This window comes from Pseudomonas sp. SMSB3, from assembly GCF_052041965.1.
Lineage (GTDB): Bacteria > Pseudomonadota > Gammaproteobacteria > Pseudomonadales > Pseudomonadaceae > Aquipseudomonas.
Window position 1 is genome coordinate 158,439 of the sequence record NZ_JBKGGV010000009.1, and the last position, 15,287, is coordinate 173,725.

At 63.5% G+C, this 15,287-nt stretch carries 12 protein-coding genes; 6 read left to right on the forward strand and 6 right to left on the reverse strand.

The features are described from left to right. Positions 1-5 precede the first annotated feature (5 nt). The 6 genes from ACLEJW_RS16220 to ACLEJW_RS16245 all read right to left on the reverse strand — a co-directional run bounded on the left by ACLEJW_RS16220 (position 6) and on the right by ACLEJW_RS16245 (position 5,767). A complete protein-coding gene (locus ACLEJW_RS16220; protein WP_313457075.1) occupies positions 6-1,232 on the reverse strand; it encodes an efflux RND transporter periplasmic adaptor subunit in 1,227 nt (408 codons plus the stop codon). Then, positions 1,225-2,616: a TolC family protein gene (locus tag ACLEJW_RS16225; protein ID WP_313457078.1), complete on the reverse strand. Its 1,392-nt coding sequence runs from the start codon at positions 2,614-2,616 to the stop codon at positions 1,225-1,227. The genes ACLEJW_RS16220 and ACLEJW_RS16225 overlap by 8 nt, the downstream gene beginning before the upstream one ends. Further along, on the reverse strand, positions 2,609-3,694 hold the full coding sequence (locus ACLEJW_RS16230; RefSeq protein ID WP_256675090.1) for an ABC transporter permease: 1,086 nt from the start codon (positions 3,692-3,694) through the stop codon (positions 2,609-2,611). Before ACLEJW_RS16230 ends, ACLEJW_RS16225 begins: the two co-directional genes overlap by 8 nt. A 76-nt stretch (positions 3,695-3,770) precedes the next feature. After that, positions 3,771-4,442 (reverse strand): ABC transporter ATP-binding protein, encoded by a 672-nt coding sequence (locus tag ACLEJW_RS16235; RefSeq protein WP_440777892.1) that lies wholly within the window; start codon positions 4,440-4,442, stop codon positions 3,771-3,773. Beyond that, positions 4,439-5,134, reverse strand: coding sequence for a hypothetical protein (locus tag ACLEJW_RS16240; RefSeq protein WP_145188463.1), 696 nt, complete (start codon positions 5,132-5,134; stop codon positions 4,439-4,441). Before ACLEJW_RS16240 ends, ACLEJW_RS16235 begins: the two co-directional genes overlap by 4 nt. Positions 5,135-5,329: 195 nt before the next feature. Further along, positions 5,330-5,767 (reverse strand): hypothetical protein, encoded by a 438-nt coding sequence (locus tag ACLEJW_RS16245; protein WP_313457090.1) that lies wholly within the window; start codon positions 5,765-5,767, stop codon positions 5,330-5,332. 930 nt (positions 5,768-6,697) lie between these two features. On the opposite strand from ACLEJW_RS16245, the gene ACLEJW_RS16250 reads away from it, so the two are divergent. The 6 genes from ACLEJW_RS16250 (at position 6,698) to algG (ending at position 15,282) form a co-directional block, all read left to right on the forward strand. Continuing rightward, on the forward strand, positions 6,698-8,014 hold the full coding sequence (locus ACLEJW_RS16250) for a nucleotide sugar dehydrogenase (RefSeq protein WP_440777893.1): 1,317 nt from the start codon (positions 6,698-6,700) through the stop codon (positions 8,012-8,014). A gap of 85 nt (positions 8,015-8,099) precedes the next feature. Next, positions 8,100-9,581: a glycosyltransferase family 2 protein gene (locus ACLEJW_RS16255; RefSeq protein WP_178108334.1), complete on the forward strand. Its 1,482-nt coding sequence runs from the start codon at positions 8,100-8,102 to the stop codon at positions 9,579-9,581. Between the two features lie 37 nt (positions 9,582-9,618). Further along, positions 9,619-10,785 carry an alginate biosynthesis protein Alg44 gene (locus ACLEJW_RS16260; RefSeq protein WP_145188475.1) on the forward strand — a complete coding sequence of 389 codons (1,167 nt, stop codon included), beginning with the start codon at positions 9,619-9,621 and terminating at the stop codon, positions 10,783-10,785. Positions 10,786-10,797: 12 nt separating this feature from the next. Next, positions 10,798-12,225, forward strand: coding sequence for an alginate biosynthesis TPR repeat lipoprotein AlgK (algK, locus tag ACLEJW_RS16265; RefSeq protein ID WP_440777894.1), 1,428 nt, complete (start codon positions 10,798-10,800; stop codon positions 12,223-12,225). After that, positions 12,222-13,700 (forward strand): alginate export family protein, encoded by a 1,479-nt coding sequence (locus tag ACLEJW_RS16270; protein ID WP_145188481.1) that lies wholly within the window; start codon positions 12,222-12,224, stop codon positions 13,698-13,700. Before algK ends, ACLEJW_RS16270 begins: the two co-directional genes overlap by 4 nt. Positions 13,701-13,722: 22 nt before the next feature. Then, on the forward strand, positions 13,723-15,282 hold the full coding sequence (gene algG / locus ACLEJW_RS16275) for a mannuronan 5-epimerase AlgG (protein WP_145188484.1): 1,560 nt from the start codon (positions 13,723-13,725) through the stop codon (positions 15,280-15,282). The last annotated feature ends 5 nt before the right edge of the window (positions 15,283-15,287 follow it).

Consider the following 15,287-nt stretch of genomic DNA (forward strand, 5'->3'; position numbering starts at 1 on the left):
GGCCATCAAGGCCCATCGGCCAGGCGTACCCAGCCCGCTGCCAGGCCATCGACTTCGATCCCCTGCACCACTGCTGCGCCAGGCGTTACCCTGACCTTGCGCGGCGGTTGCCCGTCCTGCGCGCGAAACAGCACGTAAACCTGCCCCGCCTGATCCTCGTGCAGCGCCTGCGGCGGTATGACCATCGCCTGCCGGCGAGGCTCCAGCTCGACGCTCAACTGCGCGCTCATGCCCAGCCGCAACCCCAGTGCGGTGGCTGCCTTGGGTAGGGTCAATCCCACCGTCAACGCGTACCAGGCCGCTTGCCCGCGATCATCCAGGGCCTGCTGGCCAACCTGCTCGACGCGGCCTTCGAAGCGCTGCCCGGCGATCAGCGCCTGCACCGGCTGCCCCTCGCGCAGCTTGGCCAGATCTTCCTCGTGCACCCTAGTGACCACCTGCAGACGCTCGAGCGCCACGAGGCTACCAAGGGGCGCGCCTTGGCTCAGCAGCTGTCCGACCTGCAACGGCCGCCCGGTATCATTGCGCTCGCTGGGCGCTGCCACCAGCAGCCCGCTGAAAGGCGCCACGACCACGCTGAGCGCACGCCGATCGGCCAATGCCTGCCAGCGCGCTTGCGCATTGGCCAGCTCCATGCCGGCAATCGACAGTGCCTCGCCCTCGCCACGCGTGCGGGTTTGCCGGACATCCTGCTCGGCATCCAGCAAGGCCTGGCGTTGCGCCTGGGCTTGCTGCTCCAGGCTCTCTAGCTCCATGCGTGCGATGATGCCGCGCTCGAACAGGCGGCGGGCCTCGCGCAAAGCGCCCTCGCTGGCCTGCAGGTTGGCCCGGGCGGCGCCGAGCGCGCGTTCGCTGCGTGCCATTTGCGGCCCTTCGCGCCAGGCGCGCAACTCAGCGAGCTGCGCGCGAGCCTTGAGTCGCTCCGCTTCGGCCTGGCGCAACTGGATATCGATCTGCGCCGTGTCCAGCACGAACAGCGGCTGGCCAGCGGCGACTGGCTGCCCTGGCTGGACCAGAACGGCTGCCAGCACCGCGTCGAACGCTGCGCCCAGCGCCTGTCGGCGGCTCGCCTCAAGCCTGCCGACCAGTCCCAGGCGGCTGTCCACGCGCTGCGCCTCGACCCTCACCCACCGTGGCGCAGGACGCGGTTCGACAACCGGCCAGCAGGCCCAGGCGAGCAGCACACCCGCACATGGCAGCAGGCGTATCACCCAACGCCAATGCCTAATCATCCAGCGCCACCTGCCAGCGTTGTAGCGTGCTGCCCACCACTTGGTTGAGCATGACCTGCGCCTGCAAGTAGTCGATGCTGGTGTCCAGCTCCGTGCTCTGTGCCTGGCGCAGATCGCTTTCGAAGCTCAGCACCTGGAAATTGCTGGAGCGTCCAGCGGCCAGCTTCTCTTGCTCGATGTCCAGCTTGCGCTGTGCCAGCTCCAGGGCTCGGCGGGCGATGCCCAGTTGTCGCCAGCGCACCTGCAGGTCGCGCACGGCAACGGCGACATCGCGAGCCAATTGCTGCTGGGCCTGTGCTTCGCGCAGGCGCTGGGTGTCCGCCGCTACCTGGGCCTGTACCAGGACTTGCCGGCGGCTCAGGTCGCCGAGCGGGATGCTCAGTTCAAGGCCCAGGTAATGCTGCCAGGCCCTGCTGTCCACAGGCCGCTCGCGCTGTTGGCTCGCCCCCCCGATCAAGGCCAGGTCCCACCACTGTTCGTTACGGGCCACCTGCAAGTCGATCGCCGCCAGCTCACCTGCCAATAGCTGCGCGCGGTAGGCCGGTTGCAGGCGTTGCGCGCGCTGCAGCGCCTGCTCGGCATCCAGGTGCGTCGGCTCGACGCGCAGGGGCTCGACGGCGCGCAAAGGTGTGGTCATGTCCAAAGCCAGAACCTGCGCCAAGGCCAGACGGCTTTGATAGAGTCGGTTGCGACTGCCCTCGCGCGCCAGTTCCTGATCAGCGACCTGCGCCTGGGCCTGGACGATCTCGAAAGCCGGCATGCGCCCGGCCGCGATCAACGCACGGTTCACCTCGACCCATTGCCGCGCGCGTGCCAAGGCGTCATCGGCGATGCGTAGCTGCTCCTGGGCACGCAGCAAGTCGTGGTAGTCGAAGATGGTCTGGGCAACGACTTGAGCGACGCTCTCCTGCAATGCCAGGCGGTTGATCTGTTCAGCCAGGTGCGCCTGGCGCAGCGGCGCGGTGGCGATCGCACGTCCGGCACCGCGCAGCAGCGGCTGGATGATCGTCAGGTTGGCGCCGTCGCTGTAACGCCGCCCGGCGTCATCGGCGCGGGTATCATCGTACGCCCAGTCCAGGCTCAGGCGCGTGCCGTAGGGCGTGAGCAGACTGGCGCTCGGCGTGAGCTGGGCCTGACGGTAACGGTCAGCCTGGTTGCGCTGACCCAGATAGCGCGCGCGCAACGACAATTGTGGGGCGAACTGGTCGGCGGCCACCCGCAGGTCGAAGCGTTGCACCACCCGCTGCAAGTAGGCACCGCGCACGGCCCGGTTGTCGCGCAAGGCCAGGGCAATGGCATCGGTCAGGCGAAGCTCGACCGACTCCTGCGCCCCTACGCAGGTCATTGTCACCAGGCTGCCGATCAGCAACAGCCACCTAGTCATCGCGCAGCGCCTGCACCGGTTGCAGCCGCGCCGCCGCCAGCGCCGGCTGCAGGCCGAAGAACAACGCCAAGGCCAGCGAACTGCCAACCCCGGCCGGCAACGACCGGACGTCGAATGCGAATCCCCAGCCGGTCAGCCAGACGAACCCCCAGGCCGCGGCCAACCCAAGCAGCAGCCCGGCAAACGCAGCGGCCGCCGCCAGCACCACCGCCTCGAGCAGGAACAACCCGGCGATATCTCGCCCGCGGGCGCCGAGCGCCAGGCGTACGCCTATTTCACGGCGGCGCTGGCTGACGTTCATGACCATCACATTCATGATGCCAACACCGCCGAGCAGCAAGGCGATGGCGGCCGTGCCGGCCAGGCTCCAGCGCAGCAGCTGGGTCTGACTGGCCATGCTTGCCAGCAGTTGCGCAGGCAGTTGCACGCTCAGCGCATGGGCGGGCAATTGCGCCTGCAAGTCATCGAGCAATTGCTGGGCAATCGCTGCCAACTCACCGCGATCATCGCCTCGGGCCAGCACGGCACTCACCTCACCCGCACTGGCCAGGCGGCCCAGGGCAGACAGAGGCATCAGTACTGTCTGGTCGAGATCGATCGGCAGCATAGGGTTGGCGCCGCGCTGCGCCAGGATGCCGATCACGTCGAACAGGTAGTTGTCCAGTTGCAGACGATCGCCAGGTTGCGCCTGCAAGCGCTCGGCCAGCGCTGCCCCAAGCAGCACGTGCAGCGCGCCATCATCGTGACGGGACAGCGCCCGCCCGCTGTGGATCTGTAAATCGAGCACCTGCGCCAGCGCCGGGGTGCTGCCAGCCACCATCAGCGCTTCGCTGACCTCACCCAGCCGCGCTGCGGCGACGCTGACTGCCAACGGCGCCGCAGCCACGATTGCTGGCGGTAGCGCCGCCAACGACAGCCGTACAGGCGGCGCGGCAACGCCTGGGGTGTCGATGCTGACCAGTACCAGGCTGCTGCCCAGGCGCTGGAACATCTGCCGGGTGTGCTGCGCAGCGCTATGGCCGATGTTCAGCAACGCCACCAGCGCCGCGCAGCCGACAGCGATACCGAACGCGGCCATCCAGGCTCTCCCTCCCAGCTGCCGAACACTGCCGAGTGCCTCCTGCAGCCTTTGCGGCCATGACGGTCCGTAGTCTTCAGGCATGCTCGAGCGCACCCTCGCGCACCCGGACGCGTCGCTGCATGCACGCGGCGACGCGCTCATCATGGGTGACAAGCAACAGCGTCATGCCCTGCTCGCGGTTGAGCGCGAGCAGCAGCTCGACCACCGCTTGCGCCGCCTCGCCGTCCAGGTTGCCGGTGGGCTCGTCAGCCAGCAGGATGCGCGGCTGGGTGACCAGGGCCCGGGCGATCGCCACGCGCTGGCGCTGCCCGCCCGACAGATCGGCTGGCAGACTGGACGCCTTGTGCAACAAACCGACGCTGTGCAGCCGCACCTTGGCGGCCTCACGCGCGGCTGCACGGGGCACACCGCGATAGCTCAGGGGCAAGGCAACGTTGTCCAACGCGCACAAGCGTGGCAGTAGATTGAAGCTCTGGAACACGAATCCGAGCAGATGATTGCGGGTGATCGCCCGGCTGTCGGCGTCGGCGGTGCTCATGTCACGGCCGTCAAGGTACACCATCCCTTCGCAGGCGCGGTCCAGCAGCCCGATGATGTTGAGCAAGGTGCTTTTGCCTGAGCCAGAGGCCCCAAGGAGGGCGCAGGATGCGCCGCGCGCCAGGGTAAACGAGGCATTGTGGAGGATGCGCTGGCCACCGAATCGGCGGCCGATGCCGTGCAAGGCAATGATGGGATCCTGGATCATTGCTGTTTGCTCGCGTCCTGCGCAGGTGGCGTCAGTGGCGGCTTTGCTTCGTCGGCCTGCTGTTCCAGTTCGAGGGTGGTTTGCAGGACCGTGTCAAACAAGAACATTGACGTACGAGTGCGCGGCAACTCTGCACCCTCTTTATTCAGCATGGCATGCAGCTCGAAACCGTCGAATTCGGCGCCAATGATAGGCGGGAGTGACCTGTAGTAGTCACTCATCTCGCGGATCGCCAATTCACGCGAACCGCTTCGTTGATATTCGCTGTTCGATTTTTCTACGATATAGGCTGTCCACTGGGACGCGCGTAGCCCCAGTTCCCAGTTGGCTGCGTAGCGTTCGTTGTGGGTAAACTCACCTGCCTCATCGTAGCTGATGAGTGCCAGTTGCTCGGTTGTCAGATCTTTGAAAGGGTTAGTGTCTTTTCCATTGGAAAAATCGGTCGCTTGACGCGCCCTGGCCAATAACTCGGGATCATCTGTCTCAGGGACGATGGCGTCATAAAGCGCTTTGTTCGAGATATAAGCGTTACCGCCCAGGTGGATACTGATGCGCAGTGCCAGAGCGGCCAACTCTTTGCGGCTCAATTGGCTGTCACGCGCAGCAGCGCGTTCCGCCGCAGCCGCCAGCTGCTTGGCTAAAGGTGACACCTGTAGGGAGTCTGCCGCCTGATCCGTCGATATTTCAGGCATAGCCCCTGACACGCCTGGTCGAACTGGGTTTAATCCTGACGTGATAGATGCTGGTAAGGATGTAACGAGTGAATCGCCAACTTTTGTCATGAGCGCTATCTCCACGACTGGTAGCACGAATGTAAAACCATCGGTTGCGGTAGCCTGCGCGCCAAGCAATGCTCGGACACGCGCAGGCCACCCTGCACATGAGGTCTATTTCATGACAAATTCAGCTTTCCATGAGTAGTTTGCGCCAAAGCCTGAATTGACAGCGGTGCACGTCGCGCCGCCGCTTGGATTGGCAGCCTTGCTCCATTTAGGCAGCATCATGCCGCCTGACATCATCATGACGAACGAAGTGCCAAAGGCGCAGGTTTTAGTGCCGTCGGAATAACGCAGCGAGGCACCATTAACGTCTGGACTGACTTGACGTTGCACCGTGAACTTGATCGATTGGCCGGCATTGACCTTTTGTTCAGGTTTGGGATTGGCAATCAGGTAAGTGCTGTTTTCATTGGCGTTCGTCAATTGCAACGTGACGGTCTTGGCAGAGAGGTTCTTGAAGGTCACCTCGACCGGCGGACCCGCCAGCGCCTGCCCTGTGGCAAGCAAGCAAACGGTAGAGCATAGAAATTGAAAGATAGTTTTCATCGGTATGGGTCTCGTCTCTTCCATGTGTTGATGGATGAGACGCCCTATCTGGCCATCAGCCGGAGGCTGTCCAAGACGTTCCCTCGTTCATGGACAGCCTAGAAAGGCGTCCAAGAAGGCTAACGGCAGCTCTACGTAAAACCTTAGCCTCTGTGTGGCCTTGTTCTGTTACGGCATGTGTCTCAGGCCATCCTGTCCCACAGGTCGCAGGTGAAAAAGCAGAATAGCCAATATTCCGGCGCCACGAAAACGACGAAGGCCGGTTTATCGCGAAACGCCATAAGCCCGTTCGTACTTTTTTGACTAATTTTGAAAAAAAATTTTGCGTGATGGCATAACAACGGCGCGCGTCAGTTCCGCCCCTTATAGCCGGGGGTAAAACCGAGCTGTGCTATCAAATTGAAAGTATTCGCCACTGAAAAATTATTTAGAAATCTTTCATGGTGGCCAATCCGCCTCAGGAACTTCTCCCACTACCTGTCGCTCATAGTGCCGTAACGAATTTCATGCCTCCGGGCTGTACGAGATGACTTACAGGACAATCGGCCGGTAACTAATACCCGCCTCACTCAGTAACACCGGTGCAAACGGGTTCCCCCGACAGCCCCGTCCATGGAGGACAGACGCGCCCCTGACAATTCGTCCTAGTGGTTGATTTCAAAGGATTTTTCCACTTGAAAGAACAAGCACAGCAGTACGCCACGTAAGCGTATTGCAATAAAGACGGCTGCATCATAGGGCACGCCTTTTAATTACTGGTTAGCAACTGCCATTTACTAGTGCACAACTTTGTGCGCGACGGATTCATTCATGCCTGCGCTCGGCGAAGTGAGCATTCGCCACGGACCCGTGCGCCCGAAAACTGTTGTTAATCAACCCAGTCCGGCTTTTGCGAAAGAGCCGACGTGATAAACACACGAGGTGATAGCGATGCGTATCAGCATCTTTGGTTTGGGTTATGTAGGTGCGGTCTGTGCAGGCTGCCTGACGGCGCGTGGCCATGACGTGATTGGTGTGGACGTGTCCAAGACCAAGATCGACCTGATCAATCAGGGCAAGTCGCCCATCGTCGAACCTGGCCTGGAAGCACTGCTGCAACAAGGCATCGCCAATGGCCGCCTGCGTGGCACCACCGATTTCGCCGAGGCCATCCGCGCCAGCGACGTGTCGATGATCTGTGTCGGCACCCCGAGCAAGAAAAACGGCGACCTGGGCCTGGAGTACATCGAGTCGGTGTGCCGCGAGATCGGTTACGTGCTGCGTGACAGCGAGCGCCGCCACACCATCGTGGTGCGCAGCACCGTGCTGCCAGGCACCGTGAAGAACGTGGTGATCCCGATCCTCGAAGCGTGCTCCGGCAAAAAAGCCGGTGTCGACTTCGGCGTCGCGGTGAACCCGGAATTCCTCCGCGAAAGCACCGCGATCAAAGACTATGACCACCCTCCGATGACCGTCATCGGCGAGCTGGACAGCGCCAGCGGTGACGTGCTGCAAGCGTTGTACGAAGAACTGGACGCCCCGGTCATCCGCAAGCCGATCGAAGTGGCCGAGATGATCAAGTACACCTGCAACGTCTGGCACGCCACCAAGGTCACCTTCGCCAACGAGATCGGCAACATTGCCAAGGCCGTGGGTGTCGATGGTCGCGACGTGATGGACGTGGTCTGCCAGGACAAGGTGCTGAACCTGTCGCAGTACTACATGCGCCCAGGCTTCGCCTTTGGCGGCTCGTGCCTGCCCAAGGACGTACGCGCCCTGACCTACCGCGCGGCCAGCCTCGATGTACGCGCACCGCTGCTCGACTCGCTGATGCGCAGCAACGAATCCCAGGTGCAGAACGCCTTCGAACTGATCGAAGCCCACGACAAGCGCAAGGTCGCCCTGCTCGGCCTGAGCTTCAAGGCCGGTACCGACGACCTGCGCGAAAGCCCGCTGGTGGAACTGGCCGAACGCCTGATCGGCAAGGGCTACCAGCTGGACATCTACGACGAGAACGTCGAGTACGCCCGCGTTCACGGCGCCAACAAAGAGTACATCGAGTCGAAGATCCCCCACGTCTCGTCGCTGCTCAACGCCGATTTCCAGAAGGTCATCGACAACGCCGACATCATCGTCCTGGGCAACCGTGACGAGCAGTTCCGCGCCCTGGCTCAACAGGCACCGGAAGGCAAGCAAGTCATCGACCTGGTCGGCTTCATGAACAAGACCACCTGCAACGTCAGCCGTACCGAAGGCATCTGCTGGTAAGCGCTTGACCGGCCAGCGATGGGGCCTTGGCACCAGGCGCCCCATCGCTGCCCACCTTTCCCCGAATTCTCGACGGATGCTGAACATGCAAAGGCTCCAGACAGTGCTGTTGCAGTGCGCCGGGTGGCTGCTCTACATGAGCCTGCTCATGCTGATCGCCCTGGCCCTGCCAGCCGATATCTTCGACTCGCAGTCGAAGCACTTCATCTTCCTGGTCGGCGCAGTCGGCATCTGGCGCTACTCCATGGGCGCCACCCATTTCATCCGCGGCATGATCTTCCTCTACGGCGTCTACCCCTACCTGCGCCGCAAGGTTCGGAAAATGGGCGAGTCCGCGGCGCCGTCGCACGTCTACCTGATGGTCACCAGCTTTCGTATCGAAGCACTGACCACCGCCCAGGTGTACAGCTCGGTGATCCGCGAAGCCATCGAATGCGGCTACCCCACCACCGTGGTCTGCTCGCTGGTAGAGATGTCCGATGAGCTGCTGGTGAAAAGCCTCTGGGCCAAGTACAACCCGCCGTCCCACGTCACCCTGGACATCGTGCGCATCGCCGGCACCGGCAAGCGCGACGGCCTGGCCTACGGGTTCCGCGCCATCTCGCGGATGCTGCCGGACGAAAATGCCGTGGTCGCGGTGATCGACGGCGACACCGTGCTGGGCGAAGGCGTGGTGCGCAAGACCGTGCCGTGGTTCAAGCTGTTCCCCAACGTCGGCGGCCTGACCACCAACGAGTTCTGCGAAGTGCGCGGCGGCTACATCATGAGCGAGTGGCACAAGCTGCGCTTCGCCCAGCGCCACATCAACATGTGCTCGATGGCCTTGTCCAAGCGCGTGCTGACCATGACCGGGCGCATGTCGATGTTCCGCGCGAGCGTGGTGACCAACCCCGAGTTCATCGCCGACGTCGAAAGCGACTCGCTGATGCACTGGCGCCTGGGCCGCTTCAAGTTCCTCACCGGCGACGACAAGTCCAGCTGGTTCAGCCTGATGCGCCTGGGCTATGACACCTTCTACGTGCCGGACGCGGCGATCAACACGGTCGAGCACCCGCCTGAAAAGAGCTTCCTCAAGGCCAGCCGCAAACTGATGTACCGCTGGTACGGCAACAACCTGCGGCAGAACTCCCGTGCCTTGGGGCTGGGGCTGCGGCGCCTGGGTGTGTTCACCAGCATCGTGCTGTTCGACCAGCGCGTGTCGATGTGGACCAGCCTGCTCGGCCTGACCGTGGCGGTGATCGCCAGCCTCAAGTTCGGCATGGCCTACCTGCTGGTGTACCTGCTGTGGATCGGCATCACCCGTCTGATCCTGACCATCATGCTGCTGTGCTCCGGCCACAGCGTCGGGCCGGCCTACCCGCTGATTCTCTATTACAACCAGATCGTCGGCGCGCTGATGAAGATCTACGTGTTCTTCCGCCTCGACAAGCAGTCCTGGACCCGCCAACCGACTGCCCTCAAGCGTGACCTCGCCAGTTTTCAACAATGGTTCAACACCTGGTCCTCGCGGACCATGACCTTCTCGGCTGCCAGCGTCTTCGTCGCTGTGCTGTTCATGGTCGTGTGAGCCCAACCCGGATCGGTACTAACAGGAACAAACCAAGATGAATAACGCCGTGAACGTCAACGTCGTGCATGAGTCCGAAGCCCAGCGCCAACACGCCCGTGTGCGCATTCCGGCCAAGCTGCGCATTCTGGACCAGGCGCGCCAGGCACCGGATGTAAAGGTCGACGACCTCTCTGCCGGTGGCTTGAGCTTCCACAGCCCCCTGCCCCTGGCGATCGGTGAAGTACTGCGCGGCCGCCTGCAGTTCACGGTCGACAACCTCGGGTTGTCGATGGACATCGAATTTCAGGTGCGCTCCCACGACAGCGCCAGCGGCCGTACCGGTGCCCAGTTCCAGAACCTGGAGCCACGTGACATCGCCACCCTGCGGCACATCATCACCAGCCATCTGTCCGGTGAGCTGATCACCGCCGGCGACGTGCTCAGCACCTTGCAGCGCGACAACTTCACCAAGGCACGCAAGCAGAAGGACAACGGTTCGGGCCTGTCCGCCTTCGGCCGGCTCAAGGCGGTGACCGTGACCCTCGGGGTATTCGTGGTCGGCGTGGCGGCCTTCGGCTTCGTTGCCAAGTCGCTGTATGGCATGTACTTCGTCAGCCATGCCGAAGCAGGCGTGGTGGCGGTGCCGACCACCACCGTGACCATGCCGCGCGACGGCACCGTGAACAGCCTGACGCAAACCGGCGGGCAGATCGTCAAAGGCGCGCCACTGGCCAGCTTCACCACCAGCATGCTGGACATGCTCAAGGGCAGCCTGGACGACTCGCAGCTGGAACCGGCGAAGATCGAGGAGCTGTTCGGCAAGCAACTCTCCGGCACCCTCACCAGTCCTTGCGATTGCGTGGTCGCCCGGCAACTGGTCGATGACGGCCAATATGCCGCCAAGGGCCAACCGATCTTCCAGCTGATACCGCGAACCACCACACCGATGGTCGAGGCGCGCTTCAGCTATCGCCAGTTCGACGAGGTCAAGCCAGGCACCCGGGTCAGCTTCCAGGTCGCCGGCGAAGACGCGATGCGCAGCGGCCAGATTGTCAGCAGCACCAGCCTCAACAGCGATGACCTGGCCTCCGACATCCGCGTGCAGATCAAGCCGGACAGCGCCATGCCTGCCGAGCTGGCAGGCCGCCCGGCCTCGGTACAAAGCGATCGCGGCCCGTCCCTGGACTGGCTGGTCGACAAAGCTGCGGCCCGCGGGCTGTAAGGGGATCAAGCGATGACCTTGCCGAAGAAAAGCGCAAGCCTGGGCCTGTGTGCCCTGGCCACGGCGGTGGCCCTGGCCGGTTGTGCCGGCCTGCCTGACCAGCGCCTGGCCAACGAAGCCCTCAAGCGCGGCGACACTGCGCTGGCCGAGCGCAACTACCAGGCGTTGGCCGACCTCGGTTACAGCGATGCCAAGGTCGGCTTGGCCGACATCAAGGTGGCCAGCCGCGACCCTGGGCAGATCCAGCAAGCCGAGGCGACCTATCGCGCCGCAGCGGCGACCTCGCCGCGGGCCCAGGCGCGTCTTGGGCGGCTGCTGGTGGCCAAGCCCGACAGCACCCAGGCCGAACGCGAACAGGCCGAAACCCTGCTCAAGCTGGCCGCCCAGCAAGGCCAGGGCAATACCCTGATTCCGCTGGCCATGCTCTACCTGAGCTATCCGCAGAGCTTCCCCAAGGTCAACGCCCAGCAGCAGATCGACCAGTGGCGTGCCGCCGGCAACCCGGAAGCGGGCCTGGCCCAAGTGCTGCTGTACCGGACCCAGGATACCTACGACCAGCACCTGGACGAGGTCGAATCGATCTGCAAGGCAGCCCTGACCAGCACCGACATCTGCTATGTCGAGCTGGCCACGGTCTATCAGAAACGCGCCCAGGCCGATCAGCAAGCCGCGCTGATCGACCAGCTCAAGTCGGCCTATGCCCGCGGCGCGGTACCTGCCAGTCGGGTCGACAGCGTGGCGCGAGTGCTGGCTGACCGCAGCCTCGGCCAGACCGATGAAAACACCGCCAAGGCCTTGCTCGAAGAAGTCGCGCCGGCCAATCCGGCCTCCTGGGTGAGCCTGGCCCAGCTGCTGTACGACTTCCCCGAGCTGGGCGACACCGACCAGTTGATGAGCTACATCGACAAGGGCCGGGCCGCCGAACAGCCGCGCGCCGATCTGCTCCTGGGTCGACTGTATTACGAAGGCAAGACCGTGCCGCCCGACGCTGCCAAGGCCGAGCGCCATCTGCAAGCTGCAGCCGCGGCCGGCGAAGTCAGTGCCGACTATTACCTTGGCCAGCTGTACCGCCGTGGTTACCTGGGCAACGTCGAGCCGCAGAAAGCCGTCGATCACCTGCTCGCCGCCGCCCGCGGCGGCCAGAACAGCGCCGACTATGCGCTTGCCCAGCTGTTCAGCGAAGGTCACGGCATTCGCCCGCAACTGGGCAACGCCTGGGTGTTTGCGCAGTTGTCGCAACTCAACCCCACCCCGCAGTCCAGCGAGCTGCTGCGACAGCTCGATCAGCAGCTCAGCCCCGAACAGCGCAACCAGGCCCAGAGCCTGTTGGCACAGGAACGCCAGGCCCGCGGCAGCATGGGCCAAGGCGCCACCCGCTCCCTGGCCATGGAGGCCCTGCAAGACGACGAAAAAGACGTAGACGCCGAGGACTCGCTATGACGCTCAATCCCTTCGTGAAAGCCGGCATCGGCCTGAGCTTCGCGCTGCTGTGGTCGTGCCCGACCCTGGCGGACATGACTGCGCAGAAGAACTTCGGCCTGGACGTGAAGATCACCGGCCAATCCGAGGACGACCGCGACCTGGGTACCCGCCCCGGCGGCGACGTCAACGGCCTGGGTCTGGACCTGCGCCCCTGGGTATACGGCGAACGCGGCAACTGGAGCGCCTACGCCATGGGCCAGGCAGTGACTGCCACCGACACCATCGAAACCGACACCCTGCGCCAGAACGACGACGGCACCACCACCGACACCGGCGACAACAGCCGCAAACCTGATAAAAGCTACCTGGCCATGCGCGAATTCTGGGTCGGCTACAGTGGCCTGACCGCCTACCCCGGCGAGCAACTGCGCCTGGGTCGCCAGCGCCTGCGCAGCGACGACGGCATGTGGCGCGACACCAACATCGAGGCGCTGAACTGGACCTTCGACACCACGTTGCTCAAGGCCGACCTGGGGGTTGCCCAGCGTTTCAGCGAATACCGCACCGACCTCACCGAGCTGGCCCCGGAAGACAAGGACCGCACCCACGTGTATGGCAACGTCGCCGCGCAGTGGACGCCGGGTCACTGGGTTGGCCTGCGCGCCCACCACACCCATGACAGCGGCAGCCTGAAGAACCCCGGGGAAACCGTCGATGCGCTGGACAAGACGCGCACCGGCGACCTCACCTGGCTGGGCCTGGAAGCCAACAGCGACGCCTACAACTGGCGCAACGAACACACCGTCAACTACTGGGGCAGCGTCACCTGGTTGAGCGGTGATCGCGACAAGCTCAGCACCCAGCTGGTCGGCGACGACCAGGTCGCCACCGGCAAGCAGAGCGGCGACGTCAATGCCTGGGCCACCGACCTCGGCATCCGCCTGCGCCTCGATCCGCAGTGGCAGGTCGGCGCCGCCTATGCCCGCGGCAGCGGCGGGGGTGGCGATGATGGCTCGAACAACTTCGAGCAGACCGGTCTTGAGAGCAACCGCTCCAACTTCACCGGTACCCGCTCGCGCGTGCACCGCTTCGGCGAGGCCTTCCGTGGCGAACTGGGCAATCTGCAGGCAGCGACCCTGTTCGCCTCCTGGCAACTGCGCGACGACTACGACGCCAGCCTGATCTACCACAAGTTCTGGCGCGTCGACGGCAACCAGAACATCGGTTCCAGTGGCATCAACGCGGTGGTCAACGACAACGGCGTGAACCGTCAGCTGGTCGATGGCGAAAAAGACCTCGGCCAGGAAATGGACGTGGTCGTCACCAAGTACTTCAAGCAGGGCCTGTTGCCCGCTTCGATGAGCCAGGCGATCGACGAGCCTTCAGCCCTGGTGCGCCTGCGCGCCGGTGTGTTCAAGCCCGGCGACGCGTATGGCAAAGAAGCGGACTCGTACATGCACCGTGCCTTCGTCGACGTGATCTGGCGCTTCTGAGGCCGGCAAAGGACCTGAGCAAATGAACCTTCACCCGCACATTCGTCACAGCCTGCTGGCCAGCGCCCTGCTGCTGGCCAGCCAGGTCGCCGTCGCCGCCCAGCCCCAGGTGATCGCCAAGGAGCTGCAGCAGGCCAAGACCTACACCGTGGCCAGCGCACCGATCGAGCCGCTGCGCATGGACCCACCGAAGCTGCCGGATCTGTCCGGCTACACCGCCGAGGCGGTGCAGCAGAAGATCGACCGCAGGCACAAGGGCAAGGTCAGCGTGCGCCGCATGTTCCAGGAAGATACCCTCAAGGAATTCGTCGGCGGCGACAACAAGGCCGCCGAGTGGGTACAACGCCAGCACGGCATTCCCCAGGCGATCTTCATCGACGACGGTCACCTGGACCTGGTCGAGCTGAGCAAGCGCGTGCCCAAGCAGTACCTGAGCGAAGTGCAACCTGGCGTGTATCTGGCGCGCCTGCCGATCGTGGTCGGGCACAAGGGCATTCTGGAAATCGACGGCAAGGTCAAGCAGCTGCGTCTTTCCCAGGAAGGCGGCGCGTTTCTGGTCAACGATGGCAAGTTGTTCGTCACCGACACCCAGGTGACCGGCTGGCGCGAGCAGGACAATGGCCCGGCGACCTTCCGTTCGCCCAAGGAGTTTCGCCCGTTCCTGCTGTCCTGGGGCGGCACCGAGACCTACATCGTCAATTCCAGGATGGCCAGCTTCGGCTATTCGAAATCCAAGTCGTACGGCGTGAGCATTTCCCAGTACACGCCGAACATGTCCAAGCGCATGGGCCGTGCCGAACCCACCGGCTGGATCATCGGCTCGCAGTTCAGCGACATGTGGTACGGCTTCTATTGCTACGAAACGTCCGACTTCGTGGTCAAGGACAACACCTACAACGACAACATCGTTTATGGCATCGACCCGCACGACCGTTCGCACCGCCTAATCATCGCCGGCAACACCGTGTACGGCACCAAGAAGAAGCACGGCATCATCGTCTCGCGTGAGGTCAACGACAGCTGGATCATCCACAACAAGAGCTACGACAACAAGCTCTCGGGCGTGGTGATCGACCGCAACAGCGTCAACAACCTGGTGGCCTACAACGAGATCTACCGCAACCACACCGACGGCATCACCTTGTACGAAAGCGGCGACAACCTGATCTGGGGCAACAAGCTGATCAACAACCGCCGTCACGGCATTCGCGTGCGCAACAGCGTGAACATCCGCCTGTACGAAAACATCGCCATGGCCAATGGCCTGGTCGGGGTGTACGGGCACATCAAGGACCTGTCCGACACTGACCGCGACATTGCCCTCGACCCTTTCGACACCAAGGTTTCGCTGATCGTGGTGGGTGGCGAGCTGGCGGCCAACGGGTCCGGCCCGCTGTCGATCGACTCACCGTTGTCGGTCGAGCTGTACAAGGTGTCCATGCTCGCCCCGCGCAAGGCCAGCGGCATCAGCCTCAACGGCGTGCTCGGCGAGCGCCAGGACGAAATTCTCGACCTGCTGGTGCGCCAGCAGAAGGCCGTGCTGATCGACCCGGTCGAACGCCAGACCGAAATGATCGATTAAGGAAG